The sequence below is a fragment of the Salinimicrobium sediminis genome (assembly GCF_900215295.1).
Lineage (GTDB): Bacteria > Bacteroidota > Bacteroidia > Flavobacteriales > Flavobacteriaceae > Salinimicrobium > Salinimicrobium sediminis.
In genome coordinates this window covers 279,600-303,218 of the sequence record NZ_OCMF01000001.1, presented here as the reverse complement: position 1 = coordinate 303,218, position 23,619 = coordinate 279,600, and the positions used below count along the sequence as shown (strand labels likewise).

Here is a 23,619-nt window from a genome sequence, read left to right as displayed (position 1 = left end):
AAATTTAAGGTTGTTGAGGTAAGACCGGCTGTGTCCATGCCACTTCCACATCTCCTTCCCGGTAAGGATTCTCCTTAGGCTTACTGGATACGATCTTGGCCCTTACAAAAAGGATATTTTCAGGGAGTTTATAAGTGGCACTTGTGCCTTCCACAGTTTTTAAAATTTCGCTATTCATTTTGCCCTTTTTCGCACCAATGAACTGGATCTTATATTCCACACCTTTTTCAGGTTCTATCTTCACGGTCAACTCATTTTCAACAAAGCCCACTTCTTTCAATACTACCCCGGTAGTGGAATAGAAATTTCCGGCTTCCATATTCTTAATTAAGCTGTGTGGGTGCAGTTCACGTGCTTTGACCATCACCCAGCCACGACCGACATTGCTGTAACGGCTGCCAAATTTGTGGTAGTGGTGACTGTCATCTGTTGCGAGTCCGTACAGCAGGGGCTTTCCCGCCTGGACGTAAGCGATATTCACCTGGTCCCACATCTCCTCTGTACTGTTGTGGATGCTGTCGCCGTAGTTGTTCACGTAGGGATGTCCATTAAAGACCTCAAAAAATCTTTCCCCATCGATCTGGATGATATCTTCGGCTGTGATAGCGTAGGTAAAATTGGGATGGTTGAGATGTTGAAGAATAGGTTCCCCCGTGCGTTTACTCTGCTCTTTGATCGCGTTCAGGTTGTTCTGTATGAGTTCGACGATAGTGTTTCCCTCCACAGGCTGCAATTCTTCCTGAATATTGATCGCCCCCATGTGCACTGCTTTTTTTCCCAGGTAGGCAGTGACTTCTTCGGCCTTAAAAATGAGAAACTCCTCTTCCTTTTCGAACAGCGGCCTGAATTCCTCCAGGGTTTTCAGTTTTACATGGGTTCCTGCGGAATCCTTCCGGTACTCCACCCAATCTTCGCCGTATTTGTCCAGGTAATCTATGAAAGCTTTTTGATAAAGGGAATCTTTGGGGATCGTCTTCCATTTTTCACCTTCGGCAATGATGTTGTGGTCAGACAAGGCCAGGAAATCGTAACCGTTGTCCTTATACCAATCCATGATCATTTCAGGAAATTCATCTCCATCACTCCAGTAGGAATGGGTGTGGAGATTTCCCTTGTAATATTTCTCCTGGGCAGAAGCTGCATTAAAAGTGAGTAAGAGAAAAGATAATAATGTTATGAAGTAGGGTTTCATGAGCTATTTTTATTTTAATACCTCTATTTGCAATTGTTCTCCATGCAGAAAAACTCGGTTGAAGAAGTCAAAAACTATATCTAAATATTTGAAGGGCATGCCTGAATGCTCATGCCTGCCGCCTTCAAAAGCATAGAGCAGAAAAGACTTGTCCAGTTTCTTCAGTTTTTCAGCAATTGTTTTGGAGCCATCCAGCATCAGGTAACCCGGTGCATCAGGATCACAAAAGTGGTGAGGGGCGGTAGCAAAGGGCACCAGATTATCATCGGTCCCATGGAAGAAAACTGCCGGAACAGCATTTTCTTTTGTGATATAACGGGCGTCGACCACAGCTCCTGCTAGAGAGAAAACCCCGGCAAAATCTATGTCCTCATATTTTTCCGGATCTTCAAACATGAGTCGGTCGTTATACACTGCGTTAAGAACAGCCTCAGCCCCGGCGCTGCTGCCACCCACGATCACCCTCCCGGGATCTATGCGGTATTCGTCCTTTTTGTTCAGCATGAACTGCACGGCATCCATAAAATCTTCAGCAGCTTTTTGAAAGGTCTCAATTTTCCCGGAAGCTTCATAGTCGCACCCAAAAGACTTGTCTTTCCGCGTAAGCCGGTAGGTGATCTGTACCGCGACATAACCCTTCCGGGCCGCTGCATGTGCAAATTTCACTTCCGCATCATTTTTTCTGGTGCCACCGGCAAATCCGCCGCCGTGCATAAAGATGATCACAGGACGAAGCTGCGCAGTGTCATTAAGCGGCTGATAAACATCCAGCCTGAGCTCTTCCCCATCTTTGACAGCATAAGTTTCAGTTATACTTTCTCCTACCTCAAAAAGATCTTCTGTAAAGCCTTCTTGTGCTTGTGAGAGTGTGCTAATGCTAAAAAAGAAGAGGAAGAAAAAGAGTCTCATTTCACAATGATTTTTAGTCGGGTAAGATAAACTTTTTTCGAGGTTTTTCAAGGCTTCAGAAAGGGAAAGTGCCCGGTTTCAAATTCATTTGGAAAGAAATTTTTTAAAAAAGATCTCCCCTCAGGCAACCTTTTGTAAATTTCCTTCGTCTATGTTAATAGAAGGCCTTTTGAAAAGCTAAGCAGGTGAAAGTAATTCAACTCTTTAAAAATGATTCTCTTTTGATCAAACGTGCAGCCGCGGGCAACCGGCAGGCGCAGCGTAAGATCTATGAGAAACATTCGGGGAAGATGCTAAGCGTGTGCCGGCAATATGTGAAGGACCTTCAGCATGCCGAGGAAGTGATGCTCAACGGATTTTTCAAGGTGTTCACGCACCTGGAGGATTTTCGGGATGAGGGCAGCTTTGAGGGCTGGATGCGCAGGATCATGGTAAGGGAAGCAATTTCCTTTTTAAGAACCGATAAGCGCTCCATGTTTGCTGAAGATGAGGTGCCCGAAAAAGGGGATTTTTCCTACTCCTTTACATCCGACTTTAATGCGGCGCACATCCAGGAGTTGATCGATGGTTTGCCGGAAGGGTACAGAATGGTGTTTTTAATGTACGCTGTTGAAGGATACAAACATCATGAAATAGCCAAAATGCTGAACATTACAGAAGGAACTTCTAAATCACAGCTGTTCAAAGCAAGGAAAATGCTGCAGGAAAAGCTGGAACAGGAAAACAAGACAGAATATGGAACCGGAAAAATTTGAAAATAGGGTAAAAAAGGTGCTTGGGGAGCGGGAGATCAAACCTTCTGCCGCCGGGTGGGAAAAGCTGGAGCAAAGGCTTAATAAAAACAGGAAAAAGCGACCATTCTTGCTATGGATGAGCTCCGCTGCAGCCATTGCTGCCATCTTCTTCGTGTTGGGGAGCTATTTTAATTCTCCAATGCCTTCAGAAGAACCACAAATCGTTGAGGAACCCGTGCAGGAACCGGTTCTGGAAAAAAAGCAGGATGAGCCTGAAATGATCCGGGTAGCTGTTTCTGAAGAAAAAAAGGAAATAAAAGAGGATAAAAGACTTTCCGCAGAAAGAGGTGTCAAAAATGCCATTTTTGAAGCTCCTGTCTCTAAACCTTCCGCAGAAATTGCTGAAGTTTCCGAAGAAGCTTCCGAAGAACCTGAAGCAGTAACCGAAAAATTTCCCGGTCTTCTTGAAGAGATCCAGACAGAACTGGCCGCCGGAGAAATTCCGCAGGACGTGAGTGAACACGAGATCGAAGCCTTGTTGTTGCTCGCTACCGCCGAGCTGGAAGCTGATCCTGTCTATTCAGTGAATCCCGATGAGCTGCTTGACCAGGTGGAATACGAGCTGGACCAGTCCTTTAGGCAAAAAGTATTCGAAGTGGTCAAAGAAGGCCTGCTCAAGGCAAAAACTGCTGTAGCCAGCGATTTCTAGATAATTAATTTTCATCAATCAATCATTAAACGGGTTTCCCGAAGGAAGCTTTTAACCAAAAATCAAAATCATGAAAAAATTTACCATTTTAATGCTGCTCTTTTTCTTCTCATTTGCCGTAGTACCTGCGGTAGCCCAGGAAAAAACAAACCGGGAGAAGATCGAAAAACTCGAGGAGCAAAAGCAACAGATCATCAATGAAGAAAAAGAGGCCCTCAAAAAAGAGGTAGAGGCGATCAATCGCAGGGCAGAGGCTAAGGAGATAGACTGGGAAGAGGCCGAAAAATTAAAAAGTGAAGCGGCAAAAAAACATGCCCTCAATATTAGGAACAGGGTGGCGATCATTGATAACCAGATCGCACTGCTCAACAGGGAAGAAGGTGACGGGGAGTTCGTATGGGAAGATGAGGAAGAAGAGGAAGATGATGATCACTGGTACAACAAAAGCCGTTACAGTCGTACATCCACTCATCTTGTTGTCGCTACAGGGTTCAACAATGCCTTAGGAGAAGATCAATCGATCAATGATTCAGACTTTAAGGTAGGGGGAAGCCGGTTTTTTGAGATAGGGATTGCCTGGAGGACCCGTGTCTTTGAAAGGTCCAATTTTCTGAGATTTCGCTATGGATTTTCATTTCAGTTTAACGGATTAAAACCCACAGAGAACCGATATTTCGTAGACGAAGATGGTTTGACCCTGCTTGAGGAATATCCGATAAATTTGGATAAATCAAAATTTAGAATGGACAACCTGGTGTTTCCTGTTCATTTCGAATTTGGTCCTTCAAAAAAAGTAGAATCTTCGCGTAGCGTATGGTTTTCGACTCACAATAAGTTCAAGGTTGGATTAGGTGGTTACGCCGGTATTAACCTGGGGGAACGTCAAAAGCTTAAGTACGAAGTCGACGGAGATAAGGAAAAGCTTAAGCTTAAGGGAGACTACAACACTAATGAATTTATTTATGGGCTTAGCGGTTATGTTGGTTTCGGCGGAACTTCACTTTACGTAAAGTATGACCTGAATCCTATTTTTAAAGATCCTAACCCCGAACTTCATAATATTTCTGTGGGATTACGATTTGATGCGGATTAGAATTGGCCTTTTTCATATTTCCAGGAGCCTTCTAAAAATAGCTTTTAGAAGGCTCTTCTTTTATGTACATTTGAAAAATTTTCTGCATTAAAATTTGATCTCCAAATCTACCATAGATCGTGTTTTTGAAGCCTCCCGGGTAGAGGAGGTGTTAGGCGACTTTGTCAATCTCAAAAAGTCCGGCAGCAACTACAAAGGTTTGAGTCCTTTTAGTGACGAACGCACCCCGAGTTTTATGGTGTCTCCCGTGAAGCAGATCTGGAAGGATTTCTCCAGCGGAAAAGGTGGAAATGTGGTTGCATTTCTAATGGAACATGAACATTTTACTTACCCCGAAGCCATTAAATACCTGGCAAAGAAATATAATATTGAGATAGAGGAGACAGAGCAGAGTCAGGAGCAAAAGGAGCAGGCAGATGAGCGCGAAAGTATGTATCTGGTATCTGAGTTTGCTGCAAAATACTTTCAAAACAATCTGCACAAAAATGAACTGGGTAAGGCCATTGGGCTAAGCTACTTCAAGGAGCGTGGCTTTACCGATGAAATCATTCAAAAATTTGGTTTGGGATATTGCCTTGATGACTGGAATGCCTTTACCACTGAAGCTTTAAAAAAGGGATATAAGCTGGATTATCTCGAGAAAACAGGGCTCACTATCGTAAAAGAGGATAAACATTTCGATAGGTTCAAAGGCAGGGTGATGTTTCCTATCCATTCCATGAGCGGCAGAGTGCTCGGTTTCGGGGGAAGGATCCTCACCAACGACAAAAAAGCTGCAAAATATCTCAACAGCCCCGAAAGTGAGATCTATCATAAAAGCAAGGTGCTATATGGTATTTATTATGCGAAGCAGGCCATAGCGAAGGAGGATAATTGCTTTCTAGTGGAGGGATATACAGATGTGATCCAATTCAACCAGGCCGGAATTGAGAATGTGGTTTCTTCGTCGGGAACTGCACTTACGCCAGAGCAGATTAGGTTGATAAACCGACTCACCAAAAATATCACGGTTCTTTTTGACAGTGATGCTGCGGGACAGCGGGCTTCCATTAGGGGAATCGATCTTATCCTGGAGCAGGGAATGAACGTGAAAGTTTGTGCCTTTCCGGAAGGAGAGGATCCCGACAGTTTTGCAAAAAAGAATTCCGAAGAAGACATCAGGCTTTATCTTCAGGAGAACTCCAAGGATTTCATCAATTATAAGGCTTCTCTACTTATGGAGGAGGCGAAGAATGATCCGGTGAAGAAGGCGGGATTAATCAGGGACATGGTGAGCAGTATTTCGAAAATTCCTGATAATATTCAACAGGAAGTTTATGTGCAGGAGACTTCCCGCATCATGGATATTTCTGAAGAAGTGCTTTTCACGACCCTGGCACAAATGAGCGGCAGGCAAACCGGAAAGGCAGCTCCCAAAAAGACACAGCAATTTGAGGTGGTAAGGGATGATCCCGCGACTCCACAGGTCAAGGTGGATGAGCTCTACATCCTGGAGCGTACAATAATAAGTTTACTGCTTCACTACGGAATGGTGGAAGAAGATTTCGAGGACCTGGTGGTTAAGGTTGATGATAAGGGGGAATTTTCCCTCGAGCCGGAACTGGTACGGGCAAAGGTTTATGAAAAGGTTTTTTTGGATCTTCAGGAAGATGAGGTGGCTTTTGCCAATGAACATTTCCAGAGGATCTACCAGCAGGTGATCAATAAATATAATGAAGAGGATGAGTTCTCCCTGGAGACCTTTATTAATGGATTACCCCCTGAAAATGCTTCCGAAGTCACCAGTATCCTCATGGATGAGGAACAGTATGTTCTTCATGACTGGGAGAGGATGGAGATCTTTGTAAAAGGTAAAAAAGAAAGTATTGGCCGGCTGGTCAATGAAACCATCCTGGCTCTGCGGCGGTATCTGGTTAATCAAAAGATCAACGAGCTTAACAGAGAGATAAAAGAAGTGCCTCCCGAGGAATCCCCGGGAATCCTTCAGGATATTATGGATTACATCTCCTTAAAAAAGATACTTTCAAGCAAGCTCAACCGGGTTATGTAGTAGTTCTAATTTGCAACAGGCGCGATTGATTGATAAGATCGGCCAGGTTGTCAACCCGTAGTTTTTTAAGTAATCTCGTCTTATAGGTACTAACTGTTTTTTCGTTGATGTCTAAAGCTTCGGCGATATCTTTGTTTCTTTTTCCGGTGGAAAGCAGGTTTAGTACCTCAATTTCCCTCGTAGATAGTTTTTTGTAGCGGGAAACCAGATTGTTGGATCTGGTAGTTCCGGAATTGATCTTTTCGCTGATCTCCTTGTTGAGGTAGATCCCGCCTCTTGCAACCTGGTGAACAGCTTCCTTAAGAATGTCTGTAGATGCCGTTTTTGAAAGATATGCAGCAGCTCCGGCCTTTATGGCATTAAGCGCATACATTTCTTCGGGATGGCAGCTAAGAATAAGGATCTTGGTGCCCGGATTTTCAGCTTTTATGGTTCTCAGGGCGGTAATGCCGTTAATGTCTGGCAGGTCGATTTCAAGGATCACCACATCCGGATTTTTGCTCTTAAGAGCCTTAAATAAATCCTTTCCGTTTGTTACTTTTCCTACTACTTCATATACCCCTTCCTTCTCCAGGAGAGAAGAGATCCCCATTCTTGTGATGGGGTGATGGTCTGCAATTAGAATTTTTGTCATTGTTTGAATTTTAGCACAAAGAATTTCATTTGTGAGGGTCTTGTAAAATTCTGATTGTAAGTTTTTAATACACTTAACAGGGGAGAATGAAAAGGTAATGCGGAAATTTCTGTATAAATAATTTTTTCGATTAAAAGCATTTATTTCAGATGAACTGGAATCTCACACACCGGGATTGGCTGCATTTTATGCAGATTTGCGCGGTGGCGGGATTTATATATTCCTATTACTTCTTTCTCTCGTCCTGAAAAATCTTCTTCTGTTTTTCCTTCCTCAACCATTTTCATGGCCCATTCCAATTCGTCATAGCTCGCTCCTATCTGGTCTTCATCACTGCGACTGTCGCCAAAGAGCCCATCTGTAGGGGCAGCTGTAACTATACTATTGATCACATTAAGTTCTTTTGCGATCTCATATACTTCACTTTTCATTAAATCTGCAATGGGACTAAGATCCACACCGCCATCACCATATTTTGTAAAAAAGCCTACCCCAAAATCCTCTACCTTATTTCCTGTCCCGGCCACCAGGTATTTGTGAAGACCTGCGAAATAATAGAGCGTGGTCATTCTTAACCGCGCCCGTACATTAGCCAGAGACAGGTCCAGATTTGGACTTTCTCCCACCTCTGGTACTGCCTTTTTAAAAGTGTCAAAAGTTTTGGTGAGGTTTACCTCTACGTTACTTACGTTTGCAAATTTTTTCTTTAATCCTTCTATGTGTTGTTGACCCCGGGTTACTTGTGCAGCCGCCTGATGGATTGGAAGTTCCACACATAAGGTCCTTAATCCTGTTTTTGCACAAAGGGCCGATACTACAGCCGAGTCAATACCTCCACTTATTCCAACAACAAAACCATTCATTTTCGCATTCGCAGCATAATCTTTCAACCAGTCCACAATATGGTCGATCACTTGTTTAGTTTGCATATTTATTGGTCAATTTGTATTGGAAATAATATCTTTGTTAACAAATATAACCCTTCAACCTATTTTCAGGAAATAGCGCGCGTTAAACCCTTCTTAATTTGCATATGCTTAATAAATTCGCCTTTCTAATTCTTATTTTTAGCTTTATCTCATGTGCAGAAGAGGATAAAAAAGAGGAGGAGATTTCAAAGATTCCAGTCGAGTTAGAGGTGGAAAGATTTGACCGCCGCTTTGCAAACGCTACAGCCGATAGTCTTCCTGCTCTAAAAAGGGATTTTTCCTTTCTTTTTCCGCGGCAATACCCGGATATACTTTGGGTGGAGAAAATGAATGATAGCATTCAGCTGGAATTGAATCAAGCGGTTGCTGAAGAATTTCCAAAGTTTGAGGAAACAAAGGAGGAGCTCGAGCGGCTATTTCAGCATATAAAATACTACTTCCCTGAAAAAAAAGTTCCCAGGGTGATCACGTTAACCTCTGATGTGGATTACCGAAACCAGGTGGTTTATGCTGACTCCCTTCTGCTGATTGGGCTTGATACCTATCTGGGGCGCGAACATCCGTTATATATGGGGATGCAGGATTATATTAAAAAGCATTTGCAAAAGGACCAGATTACTGCCGATGTTGCTGAAGCTTTTGCGCAAACCGTTGTACCCCGACCCACATCAAGGAGCTTTCTCATGCACATGATCTACTACGGAAAGATTCTGGCGCTTCAGGATCGCCTGATTCCCTTTAAGACTGATGCGCAGAAAATGAGCTACCTGCCCGAAGAAATGGAATGGGCCGAAAGTAATGAAGAGCAGATTTGGCGTTATTTTGTGGAGCGGGAGCTGTTGTACTCTTCAGATTCCGATCTGCAAACAAGATTTCTTTTTCCGGCGCCTTTCTCGAAATTTTATCTGGAGCTGGATGCTGAAGCTCCACCGCGGTTAGGGCAGTATATAGGATGGCAGATCGTGCGGCAGTATATTCAAAAGAATGATGTTACTGTCCAAGAAATGATCAATGCCGATGCAGAAACAATTTTTAAACAATCAAATTATAAACCCATAAAGTAATGGCTATAGCTAAGAAATCAAATATCAATATCAATGTATCTCTTGACGAAAACCGGGTGCCCGAAGAACTGCACTGGAGTGCCGAAGATGGCGGGGTTGAAAACCAGGAAGCCAAGGCGATGCTCTTGTCTATGTGGGATGGGGAGCAAAAGGAAACCCTTAAGATCGATCTCTGGACCAAGGATATGCCTCTTGATGATATGAAGATGTTCTTCCATCAAACTCTGGTGACTATGAGCGACACCTTTTATCGTGCGACCCAGGATGAAAAAATGAGGGATACCATGAAAGATTTCTGTGAATTTTTTGCAGAAAAGATGGAGATCAAGAAGGAATAGTTTTCTTTATAGTGTAAGGGTCAGTCAGCAGTAGGAAGTTAATAAGACTGCTGAAATTGTCTTGTCAGGGTTGAGCAGTTTTCAAGACGGCTCAGCGTGACATTTCTTCTAATCCTAATGCTGTGGAAGAAAGCCTTCGTTAATACTCTGAATAAAAGCCAGCACCTCCTCTTTTCCGAGTCCGCTGGAAGAGGAGGTGACAAAGTATTGCGGCATCTCAGTCCAGGTTTGGAGCATTTCTGCCTTGTAATCATTGATGTTCCTTTCCAAAGCCTTTGGTTTCATCTTATCTGCTTTTGTAAAGATGATACAAAAAGGCACCTGGTGCTCTCCCAGCCAGGTCATGAATTCCAAATCGATGGGTTGTGGTTTATGCCGACTATCAATAAGCACAAAAGCGCAGAGCATCTGCTCCCGTTTTTCAAAATAGGCGGTAATAAATTTTTGAAAGGTTTTTTTCTCCCTTTTGGACACCCGGGCATATCCATAACCCGGGAGATCTACAAGATACCAGCTCTGGTTGATCAAAAAATGATTGATTAGCTGTGTTTTTCCGGGTCTTCCGGAAGTCTTTGCAAGATCTTTTCTGTTGGTAAGGGAATTGATGAGAGAGGACTTGCCAACATTACTGCGGCCAATAAAAGCATACTCAGGCAATTTTGAATCCGGACATTTGGAAACATCAGAATTGCTGATCACAAATTCGGCCGACTTGATTTTCATGTGCGCGTTTTAGTACTGCCTGGCGGTCAACCACCGGTACAGGATCTCATTAAAAGCATCTGGGTGTTCCATCATTGCCGCATGGCCACATTTCTCGATCCAATACAGATCAGAATCGGGCAACAGGCGATGAAAATCCTCGGCTACTTCGGGAGGGGTAACATTATCATTTCTTCCCCAAATGATGCAGGTGGGGGTTTTCATCTTAGGCAGATCCTTTGACATGTTGTGACGAATGGCGCTTTTGGCAATCGCCAGAGTCTTGATCAGTTTGTTGCGATCATTCACGGTCTCAAAAACGTCATCCACAATTTCTTTTGTAGCGATCTTGGGGTCATAAAACACATTTTCGGCTTTCTTACGAATGTATTCGTAATCTCCCCTTTTAGGATAGCTTTCTCCCATGGCACTTTCGTAAAGGCCGGAGCTGCCGGTGATCACCAGAGCCTTAACTGATTCCGGATATAATTTTGTGCACAAAAGGGCAATATGTCCGCCAAGGGAATTCCCTAACAGAATAATTTCTTTATAGCCTTTCTGATCAACAAATTCTTTTAGATACTTTGCAAAAGTGGCAACACTTGTCTTTAAAAGAGAAAGCTCGTAAAGTGGTAATTGAAGTAAAACTACTTTATAGCCGTGTTTCGGGAAAAAATCAAGAACACCTTCAAAATTGCTCAATCCGCCCATTAACCCATGGAGAATAATAATCGGGGTTCCTTCCCCTTCCTCCACAAATTTAAACTTTCCTTCTTCCCTTAAATTATTTTCCATTGATGCCTTTGCTGTTAGCTTCGCAAATATAGTGATTTCCCTACAAGTATATAGATTTTGCGGAAGCTGCCATAATTTTTACTTAAGCAAATTTCACATTTCTTCCACGGATCCTGAAAAATAAAAGCAAATTTTTTTAACAATTTTTCTTTACAACTAAAAGTGCTTCAAGTAGTTGGTTTATGGGGTGGTTGTGGGGGAAGAAGTAGATAATTTATCAACAATGTGGTAAAAAGTGGTAAAATGTGGTTTAAATTTCAATATATTTGAATCGTAAACAACTGCAGTGGTAATACTCATAGGAACATATGAATGTAAGGTAGATGCCAAGGGTCGGCTAATGGTGCCGGCGCCTATGAAGAAGCAGCTCCTGCCTGTTCTGGAGAAGGGTTTTGTGTTGAAACGCTCGGTCTTCAATCCCTGTTTGGAGCTGTATCCCATGGAGCAGTGGAACAAGGAAATGGAGAAGATTGGGGAGCTCAACCAATATGTAAAGGAGAATGTGGATTTTATAAGAATGTTTACAGCAGGTGTTAAAATTGTGGAGGTAGATACCAATGGGCGATTATTGATCCCTAAGGATCTTGTGAGAGTGGCAAAAATAGAAAAAGAAGTCGTGCTTCAGTCTTCTATTGGGAAGGTGGAGATATGGGATAAGGAGTTGTACGAGAAATCTATTGATACTCCTGCGGAAGAATTTGCTGCACTTGCCGAGCGTGTAATGGGAAACAAAAGAAATGCAAATGAGTTACCATAATCCGGTCTTGTTGGAAGAAACGGTTGAGGGGCTGAATATTCAGCCTTCGGGCGTTTACGTGGATATCACATTTGGAGGCGGAGGACATTCGCAGGAAATCCTAAACCGGCTGGGGCCGAAAGGAAAACTCTTTGCATTCGATCAGGATAAAGATGCCCTTGCCAACAAGATAGAAGATGAACGGTTTACGCTCATCAATGAAAATTTCAGGTTCATCAAACGCTTTTTGAGATTCTACGGAATCCGGAAAGTGGATGGAATCCTGGGGGACTTCGGCGTTTCTTCCCACCAGTTTGATGTGGCTGAAAGAGGTTTTTCCACCCGGTTCGAATCCAGGTTGGACATGAGGATGAACCAGCAAAGTTCATTAAGTGCTTACGAGGTTGTCAATAACTACGAGGAAAAACAACTTCGGGATGTGCTGGCCCAGTATGGCGAATTAAGAAGTGCTCCCAAGATTGCCCGTACCATTATCTCTGCCCGTAAAGAAGGTGAGATCGCTACGAGTGAAAGACTAAAGGAAGTTTTGCAGCCTTTTTTGCCTGTAGGCAGAGAGCATAAGGTTCTGGCTCAGGTGTATCAGGCTATAAGAATTGAAGTGAACCAGGAGATCGAGGCTTTGAAGGAGTTTTTATTACAGACAGAAGGTCTTTTAAATCCGGGAGGAAGGTTAAGTCTAATCTCTTACCATTCCCTTGAAGACCGGTTGGTTAAAAGATACATACGCAGTGGTATGTTTGAAGGGGAGCCTGAAAAGGATTTCTACGGAAATATTTCTGTACCCTTTCAAAAAGTGGGAAAAATGATCGTGCCTTCTGCAGAAGAAATTAGAAGGAATAATCGTGCCCGCAGCGCAAGGTTGAGAATAGCGGAAAGGATAGAGCAATGAAAGAGAGCTTTTACGACATTCTAAAGGGAAAGTTTCTAATAAGCAATGATGCTTTTAAGAACTGGCGTTTTATTCTCTTTTGCACCCTGCTGGCAATCTTTATGATTGGCAGTTCACATAGTGCAGAGCAAAAGGTGCATGAGATTGCCCGGCTAAATGATGAGGTTTTGGAGTTAAGGACTCAATTCCTTGACGGCAGGTCAAACCTTATGAAAATAAAGATGGAATCTACCATCACCCGGAGAATGGCAACAAGTGGCATCAAGCCCTCAGACGTTCCTCCAACGAAAATTGTAGTCAAAGAAAAACAGTAACGGCAAATGGCCACCACCGAAAAGAAAATATTGTATCGCATCTACTTCGTAGCCGCCTGCATGTTCTTATTCGCAACTGCGGTGGGGGTAAAACTGCTTAATATTCAGATCGTAGAGGGAGAGAAATATCAAAAGATAGCTGAAGAGCGTACCTACCGCAATTTCGTAATTCCGGCTAACCGAGGGAATCTATATGATACTAACGGAAACCTTCTTGCAACCTCAATTCCAAAGTATGACATTAGGTTTGACGCGGTAACCGTTTCAGATAAACATTTCCAGGAAAATGTTGGGCCTCTGGCTGAAGAGCTTTCCCGAATGTTTGGTCAGTCTTCATCCCATTGGGCGCAAAAGCTGCGTACGGCCCGTGCAAATAAACACAGGTATTTATTGATCGCCCGAAACCTCGGGTATTCTCAATATATAAGAGTGAAGAATTTTCCCATGTTTAAACTGGGGTCAAACCGCGGTGGGATCATCGTAGAGCAACGTACGGTTAGGGAGCATCCTCTGGGAAGTATGGCCGAAAGAACCGTGGGTTATGAAAGACAGGATGACAGCGGCTATTATACCCGTGTGGGGCTGGAAGGAGCCTTTGGGCCTTATTTAAGAGGAAAAGAAGGAAAGCGGCTTAAGCAGAGAATAGCCAAAGGCCAGTGGAAACCAATTAGCGACAACAACGAGGTGGAGCCAAAAGATGGCTATGATCTCATTTCTACCATAGATGTAAAGATACAGGATATTGCACATCATGCGCTTTTAAAGCAGCTTGAAAAATATGAAGCCGATCATGGCTCTGTGGTGGTAATGGAAACTGCGACCGGCGAGATCAAGGCGATTTCAAATCTTGGCCGTACTTCTCAGGGAACCTATTTTGAGAAACTCAATTATGCCGTTGGGGAATCGCATGAACCCGGATCCACATTTAAGCTTATGGCTATGGTCGTGGCACTTGAGGATAAGGTGATCGATACCAGTACTGTGGTTGATACAGAGAACGGGCAGATCACCATTTACCGTCGAAGAGTACGCGACTCCAAACATGGCGGCTACGGAAAGATCTCTGCAGGCAAAGCTTTTGAAGTTTCCTCAAACGTAGGGATAGTAAAATTGATCTATGAGAATTATAAAGACCAGCCTCAAAAATTTGTTGACGGACTTAAAGAGATGCATTTGGATGAAGGTCTTGATCTTGCTATAAAGGGAGAAGGCACACCATATATTCCTACTCCCGGAGACAAAACCTGGAGCGGACTTTCCTTACCGTGGATGGCCTATGGCTACGGAAGTATCCAGATCACACCATTGCAAACGCTAACTTTTTATAATGCAATTGCCAACGGTGGGGAAATGGTGAAGCCACGCTTCATAAAAGAAGTTAAGGAGTGGGACAAGACCATTGAAAAATTTGAAAAGAAGGTGATCGATCCTTCTATTTGTAGTCCTGAAACTGTGGCGAAAGTGACAGAAATGCTTAAGAATGTAGTGGAACGCGGTACCGGAAAAAGCCTTTATGAGCCTAATTTTTCTATGGCCGGCAAAACCGGAACCGCTCAAACTGAATACTGGAAAGAAGGCTGGGCTCAGAACCCGCAGTACATTTCTTCTTTTGTAGGCTTTTTCCCTGTAGAAAATCCTAAATATTCCTGCATTGTAGTGATCCATAAACCTAATAATAAAACAGGCTATTATGGTGCCGATGTAAGTGGTCCGGTTTTCAAGAGGATTGCCCAAAAGATTTTTACAGATACCCCGGTGCTTGATGAATTTGAAACTTTGGAAGCTACTAATCCTGCGATCGAAAAGAATTACGAGAAATATTATGCTGTTGCCAGAAACCTGAAGGAGGTAATGCCAGATCTTACCGGAATGCCGGCTATGGATGCAGTTTCCCTGCTTGAGAACCTTGGAGTAAAATATGAACTTTCCGGCAATGGAGAGGTGAGTCAGCAATCGGTGAAACCCGGTACTAAAATTCAGGAAGATCAGGTAATAAAACTAAAGTTAAGTTGATCTATTTAAAAGACATATTATACAGGGTTTCCCTGGAGGCAGTGGTTGGTAATACCACCCTGGCTGTAAATGACATACATTTTGACTCGCGAAAAGTGGGTTTCAATGATGTATTTGTTGCGGTGCGTGGAACTCAAACCGATGGGCATGAGTATATTAATAAAGCGGTTGAGCAGGGAGCACTTGCAATAGTATGCGAGGAGATGCCGCAGCAAACCGTAAACGGCATTACCTATGTAAAAGTGAAAAATGCCCAGCAGGCTCTGGCTTATATGGCCGACAATTTCTACGGTAATCCCTCTGCAAATTTAAAATTGGTCGGCGTAACCGGAACCAATGGAAAGACAACTGTAGCTTCATTATTGTACCAGCTTTTTACCAAAGCAGGTTTTAAAGTCGGACTTCTTTCTACCGTGCAAGTGATGGTGGCTGAAGACAAATTTCCTGCGACGCATACCACTCCAGATTCCCTTACCATCAACAGCTATCTTCAAAAAATGAATGAAGCGGGAGTGGAGTATTGTTTTATGGAAGTAAGTTCCCATGGGATCGCACAACATCGCACTACCGGACTGAAATTCGCCGGCGGAATCTTTACTAATCTCACTCACGAGCACCTTGATTATCATAACAGCTTCGCAGAATACAGAGATGTCAAAAAAGCCTTTTTTGACCAGCTTCCTGCTTCCGCTTTTGCGTTGACCAATGTGGATGACAAGAATGGAACGGTGATGTTGCAGAACACAAAAGCAAAAAAATATACCTACGCATTAAAATCCGTAGCCGATTATAAGGCGAATATCCTGGAGAACGGCTTCGGCGGAATGCTACTGAAGATCAATGAGCATGAGGTATGGACAAAACTGATAGGTAATTTCAATGCCTATAACGTTCTGGCGATCTACGCAGCTTCAGAATTATTGGGATTGACCACGTTGGAAAGCCTTAAGTATATCAGTGAACTTAACGCAGTAAGCGGCCGCTTTCAATATTATATTTCCGAAGGAAAGATCACCGCAATAGTAGATTACGCACATACGCCGGATGCTTTGCAAAATGTACTGGAGACCATCAACAGCATCCGTACTAAAAATGAGGAATTGATCACTGTTGTGGGTTGTGGCGGAGATCGTGACCGGTCTAAAAGGCCTAAAATGGGGCATATTGCTTCGGCTTTGAGCACCAAAGTGATCTTCACCAGCGATAATCCAAGGACCGAAGACCCCGATAAGATCATCGAAGAAGTGGAAGGCGGGGTAGAACCTCAGAATTTTAAGAAGGTCATGTCGATCAGCAGCAGGCTTCAGGCCATAAAAACTGCCTGCCAGTTGGCAAATCCAAATGATATTATCCTTATCGCAGGTAAAGGTCATGAAACCTACCAGGAGATCAATGGTGTGAGGAAGGATTTTGATGATTTCAAGATCGTAAGTGAAACTCTAAAAGAATTGAAGAAATAATATCCCGGCAGGGAAAATAAAGCATATGTTATACCACCTGTTCGAATATCTTGAAGACGCTTATACCTTTCCGGGGGAGAGACTTTACCAGTATATCTCCTTTAGATCGGCTGTGGCTATAATTCTTTCTTTGGGAATTTCGACCATTTACGGTAAGAGGATCATCAATTATCTTCAAAAGAAGCAGATTGGCGAAAGCGTAAGAGATCTTGGTCTGGAAGGGCAAACTCAGAAGGCGGGTACCCCGACAATGGGAGGCATAATTATCATTATTGCCACACTTATACCTGTGCTGCTGGTCGCCAAGCTGGACAACATTTATGTCATCCTGTTGATCGTTACTACCCTATGGATGGGAATAATTGGATTTTTGGATGATTACATTAAAACCTTCCGAAAAGATAAGGAAGGCTTAAAAGGTATTTTTAAAGTAATTGGCCAGGTGGGTCTTGGGATCATCGTTGGTGCGACGCTATATTTTCATCCTGGGATCACTATTAATGAGAATCCGCAGCTGCCAGGCAATGCTCAGGCGGTAGAGTTGATCTCTTCGGCGGAAAATCCGGTAACAACCTCTGCGGAAGAAAAGTCTACCAAAACGACCATTCCGTTTGTCAAAAATAATGAGTTCGATTATGCCAGTTTGATCACCTGGATCAATCCTGACTATGCAAAATATGCGTGGTTGATCTTTATACCAATTGTGATCTTTATAGTAACTGCTGTTTCCAATGGTGCTAATCTCACCGATGGAATCGATGGACTGGCAGCAGGGACCTCAACAATAATTGTACTTACCCTTGGAATCTTTGCCTGGGTTTCGGGTAACATAATTTTTTCAGACTACCTAAATGTGATGTATATCCCCAGGACAGGGGAGATGACCATCTATATTTCAGCTTTTGCGGGAGCCTTGGTAGGATTCCTTTGGTACAACACTTTTCCGGCCCAGGTCTTTATGGGAGATACAGGAAGTTTGACCATAGGAGGTATCATCGCGGTACTTGCCCTGGCTACAAGAAAAGAATTGTTGATCCCTATCCTGTGCGGAGTTTTCCTGATAGAAAACCTTTCGGTAGTGATGCAGGTGGGATGGTTTAAATATACCCGCAAAAAATACGGGGAAGGAAGAAGGATCTTTCTGATGTCGCCTTTACATCATCATTTTCAAAAGGCAGGATTTCATGAAAGCAAAATTGTCGTTAGGTTCTGGATCATTGGGATCTTCCTGGCGATTGTAACTGTAGTAACCCTCAAGATTCGATAATGAGCGCAGGAGCAGCAAATAGCGGAAGAGAGCATCGAAATTTCCTCGTCATCCTTGGCGGTGGAGAAAGCGGTGTCGGTACTGCCATCCTTGGAAAGAAGGAAGGCTTTCGCACATTTGTTTCAGACAGGGGTAAGATTGCAGATAAATTCCGGCTTCAGCTGGAAGAACACGGGATAGAATGGGAAGATGAAAAACATTCCGAAGAAAAAATTCTCAAAGCCGACCTGGTCATGAAAAGTCCGGGAATTCCTGACGATACCCCCCTCGTCAGTCGGTTAAGAGAAAAAGGAATTCCGGTAATCTCTGAAATTGAGTTTGCCTATACCTATACCAACGCAGTGCTGGTAGGAATTACCGGCAGCAATGGGAAAACCACTACCACCATGCTTACGCACCACCTCTTGAAAGAGGGCGGTCTCAATGTGGGAATGGCCGGCAATGTGGGGCAAAGTTTTGCCAAACAGGTAGCCGAAACCAACGCAGATCATTACGTCTTGGAGCTAAGCAGTTTTCAGTTGGACGGGATAGAGAATTTTTGTCCCCACATCGCAGTATTAACCAATATTACCCCAGATCATCTTGACCGCTATAAGTATGATTTTAACCGGTATATCGCAAGTAAATTCCGGATTGTAAAGAACCAAACAGAGAAAGACTATTTCATATATGATGCCGATGATCCTGTGATCATGAAATGGCTGCAGGAAAATCCAATCCAGTCCCAAAAATTGCCTTTTTCCCTCCGGGAGGAATTCGAAAAAGGAGCTTTTATAAAAGATGAACAAATTATTATTCGTACAGATAATTCAGAATTGACCATGCCAACATCAAATTTAACCCTAGAAGGAAAACACAACGCCAAGAATGCGATGGCTGCAGCTACTGTTGCACAATTATTACGCATAAGAAAAGAAACAATAAGACAGAGCATGGAAAGTTTTCAGGGGGTGGAACACCGGCTTGAAAAGGTGCTTAAGATCAACAATGTTCAATACATCAATGATTCAAAAGCCACTAACGTGAACGCCACTTACTATGCCCTGGAAAGCATGGAATCTGAAACCGTATGGATCGTTGGAGGGGTGGATAAAGGCAATGAATATTCAGATCTGCTTCCACTGGTCAATGAAAAAGTAAAGGCGATCGTTTGCCTGGGAATCAATAACGAGCCTATCCTCAATGCCTTCGGGAATTGTGTGGATACCATTGTGGAAACCCGCTCTATGGAAGATGCCGTAAACCAGGCTTATAAACTGGCTGAAAAAGGAGATACAGTATTGCTTTCTCCGGCTTGTGCAAGTTTTGATCTGTTTCAGAATTACGAAGACAGGGGGAGACAATTCAAAGAAGCAGTAAGAAAGCTGTAAAAATATAAAAGGTCAAAAAGGAGAATTCATGACAGAATTTTTTTCAAGGATAAAAGGTGATAAAACTATCTGGGCTGCGGCCGGGTTGCTGGCGATTTTTTCGTTCCTGCCCGTGTACAGTGCCAGTAGTAACCTGGCGTACCTTTACGGTGACGGAAGCACGTTCCCGTACCTGGTAAACCACTTCATCTACCTTTTCCTTGGCTTCGTGATCATGTTTTTCGTACATAAAGTTCCCTACCATTATTTTGTTGGCCTATCGATACTGGTGTTACCCATTTTAGTTCTGCTGCTAGCCTTTACAGTTTCGCAGGGAATGGTGATAGACGGGGCCAACGCAAGTCGCTGGGTTACCATTCCATTTTTAAATAAAACCTTTCAAACCTCCACGTTAGCATCGGTCGTACTGCTCACTTATGTAGCGAGATATATGGCGAAAATGAAGGATAAACCTTTCACTTTTAAGCAATCCATCATCCCTCTCTGGCTGCCTGTGGCACTAGTGTTGGGCTTGATCTTGCCGGCCAATTTTTCTACTACGGCTATTTTATTTGCCATGGTGCTGCTGGTAGTTTTTATTGGAGGTTATCCCTTGAAGTATCTGGCCGCTATCCTTGGCGCCGGAATTATCTTCCTGTCAATATTTATGCTGACAGCAAAGGCTTTTCCGGGGTTGTTTCCCAACCGGGTTGATACCTGGATAAGCAGAGTCGAAAACTTTTCAAATGATGAAGTTACTGAAGCCGATTACCAGATAGAAAAAGCCAAGATCGCAATTGCGAGTGGCGGAGTAACAGGGCAGGGAATTGGAAAGAGCGTGCAGCGTAACTTCCTGCCGCAGTCTTCTTCAGATTTTATTTATGCGATAATTATTGAGGAAATGGGCCTTATTGGCGGCCTTGGAGTAATGAGTGTTTATTTGCTGCTGTTCTTTAGGATCATAATTGTTGCAACCAAGGCTAATTCAATTTTTGGAAAACTGCTGGTCATAGGTGTTGGCCTGCCAATTGTTTTTCAGGCGTTGGTAAACATGGCGGTAGCTGTGGAGTTATTCCCGGTAACGGGGCAAAACCTGCCTTTAATCAGTAGCGGGGGATCCTCGATCTGGATGACCTGCCTGGCATTGGGAATGGTGTTAAGTGTTAGTGCCAAACGGGAAGAAGAGCTGCAACAACAAAGAGAGGAAAGATTGGGAGATGCAGATAATCCATTAGAAATTTTAAGCGAGGCAATATGACAAATCAGCTACGGGTAATTATATCAGGCGGCGGCACGGGAGGGCACATCTTCCCGGCGATCTCTATTGCCAATGAGTTGAAATTGCGGTACCCTACCTGCGAGATCCTTTTTGTAGGGGCCGAAGATCGCATGGAAATGCAAAAAGTTCCCGAAGCCGGTTACAAGATCGAAGGCCTTTGGATAAGCGGAATTCAGCGCAGGCTTACTGCTAAAAACCTGCTTTTTCCGGTTAAGCTTGTTAAGAGCTTGTGGAAAGCTCGGGATATTATTAAAAAATTTCAACCCGATGTGGTGATCGGGACCGGCGGATTCGCCAGCGGACCTTTACTGCAAATGGCAAACAGGGAAAATATCCCCACTTTGATCCAGGAGCAGAATTCATATCCTGGCATCACTAATAAATTACTGGCAAAAGGTGCAAATACTATTTGTACTGCCTACCCGGATATGGAGCGGTTCTTTCCATCAGAAAAGATCGTGCTTACAGGAAATCCTGTACGGCAGGACCTGCTTGATGTAAGCTCCAAAAGGGAGGAAGCCTTGGCTTTCTTCGGAATTGATCCTGCAAAAAAGACCGTGCTGGTGCTTGGCGGAAGCTTGGGTGCCCGTAAGATAAACCAGTTGGTCGAGGAAAACCTGAAGGAATTTGCCAAACATGATTTGCAGCTCCTCTGGCAAACGGGAAGCCTCTATTTTGAAGAGTACAGCAAATATGCCGAAAAAGAAAACATTCAGACTTTCGCATTTTTGAAGCGGATGGACCTTGCCTATGCAGCTGCCGATATTATTATATCCCGGGCCGGAGCCGGAACGGTATCAGAATTGTGCATTGTAGGGAAACCGGTGGTGTTCATTCCGTCACCTAATGTTGCTGAAGATCACCAAACGAAAAATGCCATGGCGGTAGCCGAAAGTGATGCTGCCATCGTGCTTTCAGAAAGTCATTTGGAACAGGGCTTCAGGTCGATCTTTTTTCCATTGGTGGAGACAGACGAAAAAATGAAAAGTCTGGCCAGAAATATCAAAAAACTTGAAAAGCCATTTGCAACGGCTAATATCGTGAACGAAGTAGAAAAGTTGCTTAAAACAAGAAGATAGTGAGCCATTACGAGCACATAAAGAACATATATTTCATAGGCATTGGCGGCATAGGCATGAGTGCCCTGGCCCGCTATTTTAATGCTGAAGGGAAGAATGTTTCAGGATATGATCGTACTGCAACCGAACTCACAAGAAAACTAGAGGCTGAAGGTATTGAGGTGATCACTTCAGACAAAGTGGAAGATCTGCCGTTGGAAATTCTGGAAGACAGAGAAAGCCTCATCGTTTACACCCCCGCCATTCCGCAGGAGCATCCTCAATACCTACATTTTACAGCCGACAGTTATACCATGGAAAAACGTTCTGTGGTACTGGGGAATCTTACCAAGGGCCATTTTACCCTGGCAGTTGCAGGAACACACGGTAAAACTACCACCAGCAGCATGTTGGCGCATTTGCTTAAAGCAAGCGGAAGTAAAATAACCGCATTTTTGGGAGGAATAGCAGAGAATTTTAATTCGAACCTGCTCCTTGATGGAAATGAGGCCATGGTCGTGGAAGCCGATGAATTTGACAGATCATTTTTGCGACTGGCACCAAACATTGCTGCTATCACCTCAATGGATGCAGATCACCTGGATATCTATGGAGATGATAATACTATCAAGGCCTCTTTTAAGGAATTTGCCTCCCTGGTACCGGAAGATGGCAAACTGTTTTATGCCAATGGTCTGCCACTTGATGGTATCTCAATAGGAATTGATGATGATGCAGATATTGCTGCCGTTAACATAAGCGTCAAAAACGGCAGTTATCACTTCGATCTCAAAACACAGAAAGGAACCTACAATGGCTTTGAACTAAGCCTTCCGGGAAAACATAACTTACAAAATGCAGTCACAGCCCTTGCAATGGCAATGGAATTCGGTGCCCCCCCCGAATTGCTTGCCGGGGCTTTGGCTTCGTTTAAAGGGGTGCACAGGAGATTTTCCTATCGCATCAAGATGGAAGACCTTGTTTTGATCGACGATTATGCCCATCATCCTGCAGAAATTGCAGCAGTGCATCAGGCGGTGAGCGAAATGCATCCGGGGAAGCGCGTGCTGGCGGTTTTTCAGCCGCATCTTTTTAGCAGAACAAAGGATTTTGCTGAAGGTTTTGCAGAAAGCCTCAGCCTGTTCGATGAATTGCTGCTGCTTGATATTTATCCGGCGAGGGAGAAACCTATTGATGGAGTAACTTCAGAATGGCTCCTGAAGCTGGTCAAAAATGATAAAAAACAGCTGGTTCAAAAAGAGCAGCTTTCTGCAGTGATCAAAAGCAAAAATGCTGAGGTTGTTGTACTTATGGGAGCCGGTGACATAGGGGAAGAAGTAGAGAAAATCAGGAAAAATCTGACAGGTGAAAATTAACTGGAATTACATAAAGATCTTTTTGCTCCTTGGCGTGGTGTTCTTTTTATTTGCATTCGCTGAAAAGCGCAACAGCACGAGAATTCTTTCCGATGTAAATCTTCATTTCACCAACAATGAAAACCTGTATCTCACTGAAGAAGCGGTTAATAAATTGTTAATACAAAATGAGGTAAGGGTTAAGAGCATAGGTAAAGAAGCTTTAGATTTGAATAGGGTGGAGACCCTGCTGGAGGCTCATGAGATGGTTGAAAACGCTGAAGTCTTTCTTACTGTTGATGGAAAATTGGGGGCAGAGATTACACAAAGGAAACCTTTGGCCAGAGTCCTGGCAAGTGCGCCATTTTACCTTGACAGACACGGATTTAAAATGCCGCTTTCAGAATATTATTCGGCAAGGGTGCCTCTGGTAACGGGGGTGAGAGAAGACCAGTTGAAAGAAGTATATCCATTGATGGATTTTATCACCAAGGATGAATTCCTCACGCGGCACGTTACCGGTCTTCATCGGTTGCCAAACGGGAAGTATCAAATTCACCTGAGGCAGCTCGATTTTGTGCTGATGTTTGGAGAGGTGAAGGATATTGAATTGAAGTTTAAAAATTTTAAAGCTTTTTATCAAAAGGCGCTAAAGGATAAAAAGCTTGACGCATATGAAAAAGTGGATCTACAATTTGGCGACCAGGTTGTGTGCACTAAAAAATAAAG

Annotated in this window: 23 protein-coding genes; 17 read left to right on the top strand and 6 right to left on the bottom strand. The window is 43.5% G+C overall.

The annotated features are described in order from the left end of the window. Window positions 1-4: 4 nt before the first annotated feature. Complete coding sequence (locus CRO16_RS01385; RefSeq protein WP_097054562.1) at window positions 5-1,192, bottom strand: CehA/McbA family metallohydrolase domain-containing protein; 1,188 nt, start codon at window positions 1,190-1,192, stop codon at window positions 5-7. 9 nt (window positions 1,193-1,201) lie between these two features. After that, the gene (locus CRO16_RS01380) at window positions 1,202-2,101 is read right to left on the bottom strand and encodes an alpha/beta hydrolase (protein WP_097054561.1); all 900 of its coding nucleotides are present in this window, start codon (window positions 2,099-2,101) and stop codon (window positions 1,202-1,204) included. Window positions 2,102-2,286: 185 nt separating this feature from the next. Here CRO16_RS01380 and CRO16_RS01375 point away from each other — a divergent pair, with 185 nt between their 5' ends. The 4 genes from CRO16_RS01375 (at window position 2,287) to dnaG (ending at window position 6,687) form a co-directional block, all read left to right on the top strand. Next, on the top strand, window positions 2,287-2,856 hold the full coding sequence (locus tag CRO16_RS01375; RefSeq protein ID WP_097054560.1) for an RNA polymerase sigma factor: 570 nt from the start codon (window positions 2,287-2,289) through the stop codon (window positions 2,854-2,856). Beyond that, window positions 2,837-3,544, top strand: coding sequence for a hypothetical protein (locus tag CRO16_RS01370; protein ID WP_097054559.1), 708 nt, complete (start codon window positions 2,837-2,839; stop codon window positions 3,542-3,544). The genes CRO16_RS01375 and CRO16_RS01370 overlap by 20 nt, the downstream gene beginning before the upstream one ends. Window positions 3,545-3,614: 70 nt before the next feature. Next, window positions 3,615-4,637 (top strand): hypothetical protein, encoded by a 1,023-nt coding sequence (locus CRO16_RS01365; protein WP_097054558.1) that lies wholly within the window; start codon window positions 3,615-3,617, stop codon window positions 4,635-4,637. A 94-nt stretch (window positions 4,638-4,731) separates the two neighbouring features. Beyond that, entirely contained in the window at window positions 4,732-6,687 is a 1,956-nt protein-coding gene (gene dnaG, locus CRO16_RS01360; RefSeq protein ID WP_097054557.1) for a DNA primase, read from the top strand. On the opposite strand, the gene CRO16_RS01355 is transcribed toward dnaG, so the two are convergent. Continuing rightward, entirely contained in the window at window positions 6,680-7,321 is a 642-nt protein-coding gene (locus CRO16_RS01355; protein ID WP_097054556.1) for a response regulator transcription factor, read from the bottom strand. The two genes, dnaG and CRO16_RS01355, sit on opposite strands and share 8 nt — an antisense overlap. Window positions 7,322-7,461: 140 nt before the next feature. Next, window positions 7,462-8,250 (bottom strand): NAD(+) synthase, encoded by a 789-nt coding sequence (gene nadE / locus CRO16_RS01350; protein ID WP_097054555.1) that lies wholly within the window; start codon window positions 8,248-8,250, stop codon window positions 7,462-7,464. Window positions 8,251-8,354: 104 nt separating this feature from the next. Here nadE and gldB point away from each other — a divergent pair, with 104 nt between their 5' ends. Next, window positions 8,355-9,314, top strand: coding sequence for a gliding motility lipoprotein GldB (gene gldB / locus CRO16_RS01345; protein ID WP_097054554.1), 960 nt, complete (start codon window positions 8,355-8,357; stop codon window positions 9,312-9,314). Continuing rightward, window positions 9,314-9,652 (top strand): gliding motility protein GldC, encoded by a 339-nt coding sequence (gldC, locus tag CRO16_RS01340; RefSeq protein WP_097054553.1) that lies wholly within the window; start codon window positions 9,314-9,316, stop codon window positions 9,650-9,652. The genes gldB and gldC overlap by 1 nt, the downstream gene beginning before the upstream one ends. A 114-nt stretch (window positions 9,653-9,766) precedes the next feature. Here gldC and yihA read toward each other — a convergent pair whose 3' ends face one another. Next, entirely contained in the window at window positions 9,767-10,375 is a 609-nt protein-coding gene (yihA, locus tag CRO16_RS01335) for a ribosome biogenesis GTP-binding protein YihA/YsxC (protein WP_097054552.1), read from the bottom strand. Window positions 10,376-10,384: 9 nt separating this feature from the next. Further along, on the bottom strand, window positions 10,385-11,149 hold the full coding sequence (locus CRO16_RS01330; RefSeq protein WP_097054551.1) for an alpha/beta fold hydrolase: 765 nt from the start codon (window positions 11,147-11,149) through the stop codon (window positions 10,385-10,387). A 286-nt stretch (window positions 11,150-11,435) separates the two neighbouring features. On the opposite strand from CRO16_RS01330, the gene mraZ reads away from it, so the two are divergent. Genes mraZ through CRO16_RS01275 form a run of 11 tightly spaced genes read left to right on the top strand, consistent with a single transcriptional unit; the run spans window position 11,436 to window position 23,617 of the window. Beyond that, window positions 11,436-11,906, top strand: a complete 471-nt coding sequence (mraZ, locus tag CRO16_RS01325) for a division/cell wall cluster transcriptional repressor MraZ (RefSeq protein ID WP_097054550.1) — start codon at window positions 11,436-11,438, stop codon at window positions 11,904-11,906. Further along, complete coding sequence (gene rsmH, locus CRO16_RS01320; protein WP_097054549.1) at window positions 11,893-12,795, top strand: 16S rRNA (cytosine(1402)-N(4))-methyltransferase RsmH; 903 nt, start codon at window positions 11,893-11,895, stop codon at window positions 12,793-12,795. Before mraZ ends, rsmH begins: the two co-directional genes overlap by 14 nt. Then, on the top strand, window positions 12,792-13,109 hold the full coding sequence (locus tag CRO16_RS01315) for an FtsL-like putative cell division protein (RefSeq protein WP_097054548.1): 318 nt from the start codon (window positions 12,792-12,794) through the stop codon (window positions 13,107-13,109). The genes rsmH and CRO16_RS01315 overlap by 4 nt, the downstream gene beginning before the upstream one ends. Before the next feature lie 6 nt (window positions 13,110-13,115). Continuing rightward, window positions 13,116-15,122 (top strand): penicillin-binding protein, encoded by a 2,007-nt coding sequence (locus CRO16_RS01310; protein ID WP_097054547.1) that lies wholly within the window; start codon window positions 13,116-13,118, stop codon window positions 15,120-15,122. Next, a complete protein-coding gene (locus CRO16_RS01305; protein WP_097054546.1) occupies window positions 15,119-16,582 on the top strand; it encodes a UDP-N-acetylmuramoyl-L-alanyl-D-glutamate--2,6-diaminopimelate ligase in 1,464 nt (487 codons plus the stop codon). The genes CRO16_RS01310 and CRO16_RS01305 overlap by 4 nt, the downstream gene beginning before the upstream one ends. Window positions 16,583-16,607: 25 nt before the next feature. After that, complete coding sequence (gene mraY, locus CRO16_RS01300; protein ID WP_097054545.1) at window positions 16,608-17,849, top strand: phospho-N-acetylmuramoyl-pentapeptide-transferase; 1,242 nt, start codon at window positions 16,608-16,610, stop codon at window positions 17,847-17,849. Beyond that, window positions 17,849-19,219 carry a UDP-N-acetylmuramoyl-L-alanine--D-glutamate ligase gene (gene murD / locus CRO16_RS01295; RefSeq protein ID WP_097054544.1) on the top strand — a complete coding sequence of 457 codons (1,371 nt, stop codon included), beginning with the start codon at window positions 17,849-17,851 and terminating at the stop codon, window positions 19,217-19,219. The genes mraY and murD overlap by 1 nt, the downstream gene beginning before the upstream one ends. Before the next feature lie 28 nt (window positions 19,220-19,247). Next, complete coding sequence (locus tag CRO16_RS01290; protein WP_097054543.1) at window positions 19,248-20,456, top strand: FtsW/RodA/SpoVE family cell cycle protein; 1,209 nt, start codon at window positions 19,248-19,250, stop codon at window positions 20,454-20,456. After that, window positions 20,453-21,556, top strand: a complete 1,104-nt coding sequence (gene murG, locus CRO16_RS01285; RefSeq protein WP_097054542.1) for an undecaprenyldiphospho-muramoylpentapeptide beta-N-acetylglucosaminyltransferase — start codon at window positions 20,453-20,455, stop codon at window positions 21,554-21,556. Before CRO16_RS01290 ends, murG begins: the two co-directional genes overlap by 4 nt. Then, window positions 21,556-22,911, top strand: a complete 1,356-nt coding sequence (gene murC, locus CRO16_RS01280) for a UDP-N-acetylmuramate--L-alanine ligase (RefSeq protein WP_097054541.1) — start codon at window positions 21,556-21,558, stop codon at window positions 22,909-22,911. Before murG ends, murC begins: the two co-directional genes overlap by 1 nt. Further along, window positions 22,901-23,617: a cell division protein FtsQ/DivIB gene (locus CRO16_RS01275; RefSeq protein ID WP_097054540.1), complete on the top strand. Its 717-nt coding sequence runs from the start codon at window positions 22,901-22,903 to the stop codon at window positions 23,615-23,617. The genes murC and CRO16_RS01275 overlap by 11 nt, the downstream gene beginning before the upstream one ends. Window positions 23,618-23,619: the final 2 nt, after the last annotated feature.

Excerpts from the sequence above, each read along its gene's own strand:
- CRO16_RS01385 (WP_097054562.1), bottom strand. The coding sequence starts at position 1,192 with ATGAAACCCTACTTCATAACATTATTATCTTTTCTCTTACTCACTTTT.
- CRO16_RS01380 (WP_097054561.1), bottom strand. The coding sequence starts at position 2,101 with ATGAGACTCTTTTTCTTCCTCTTCTTTTTTAGCATTAGCACACTCTCA.
- CRO16_RS01370 (WP_097054559.1), top strand. The coding sequence starts at position 2,837 with ATGGAACCGGAAAAATTTGAAAATAGGGTAAAAAAGGTGCTTGGGGAG.
- CRO16_RS01365 (WP_097054558.1), top strand. The coding sequence starts at position 3,615 with ATGAAAAAATTTACCATTTTAATGCTGCTCTTTTTCTTCTCATTTGCC.
- CRO16_RS01355 (WP_097054556.1), bottom strand. The coding sequence starts at position 7,321 with ATGACAAAAATTCTAATTGCAGACCATCACCCCATCACAAGAATGGGG.
- nadE (WP_097054555.1), bottom strand. The coding sequence starts at position 8,250 with ATGCAAACTAAACAAGTGATCGACCATATTGTGGACTGGTTGAAAGAT.
- gldB (WP_097054554.1), top strand. The coding sequence starts at position 8,355 with ATGCTTAATAAATTCGCCTTTCTAATTCTTATTTTTAGCTTTATCTCA.
- gldC (WP_097054553.1), top strand. The coding sequence starts at position 9,314 with ATGGCTATAGCTAAGAAATCAAATATCAATATCAATGTATCTCTTGAC.
- yihA (WP_097054552.1), bottom strand. The coding sequence starts at position 10,375 with ATGAAAATCAAGTCGGCCGAATTTGTGATCAGCAATTCTGATGTTTCC.
- CRO16_RS01330 (WP_097054551.1), bottom strand. The coding sequence starts at position 11,149 with ATGGAAAATAATTTAAGGGAAGAAGGAAAGTTTAAATTTGTGGAGGAA.
- rsmH (WP_097054549.1), top strand. The coding sequence starts at position 11,893 with ATGAGTTACCATAATCCGGTCTTGTTGGAAGAAACGGTTGAGGGGCTG.
- CRO16_RS01315 (WP_097054548.1), top strand. The coding sequence starts at position 12,792 with ATGAAAGAGAGCTTTTACGACATTCTAAAGGGAAAGTTTCTAATAAGC.
- CRO16_RS01310 (WP_097054547.1), top strand. The coding sequence starts at position 13,116 with ATGGCCACCACCGAAAAGAAAATATTGTATCGCATCTACTTCGTAGCC.
- mraY (WP_097054545.1), top strand. The coding sequence starts at position 16,608 with ATGTTATACCACCTGTTCGAATATCTTGAAGACGCTTATACCTTTCCG.
- murD (WP_097054544.1), top strand. The coding sequence starts at position 17,849 with ATGAGCGCAGGAGCAGCAAATAGCGGAAGAGAGCATCGAAATTTCCTC.
- CRO16_RS01290 (WP_097054543.1), top strand. The coding sequence starts at position 19,248 with ATGACAGAATTTTTTTCAAGGATAAAAGGTGATAAAACTATCTGGGCT.
- murG (WP_097054542.1), top strand. The coding sequence starts at position 20,453 with ATGACAAATCAGCTACGGGTAATTATATCAGGCGGCGGCACGGGAGGG.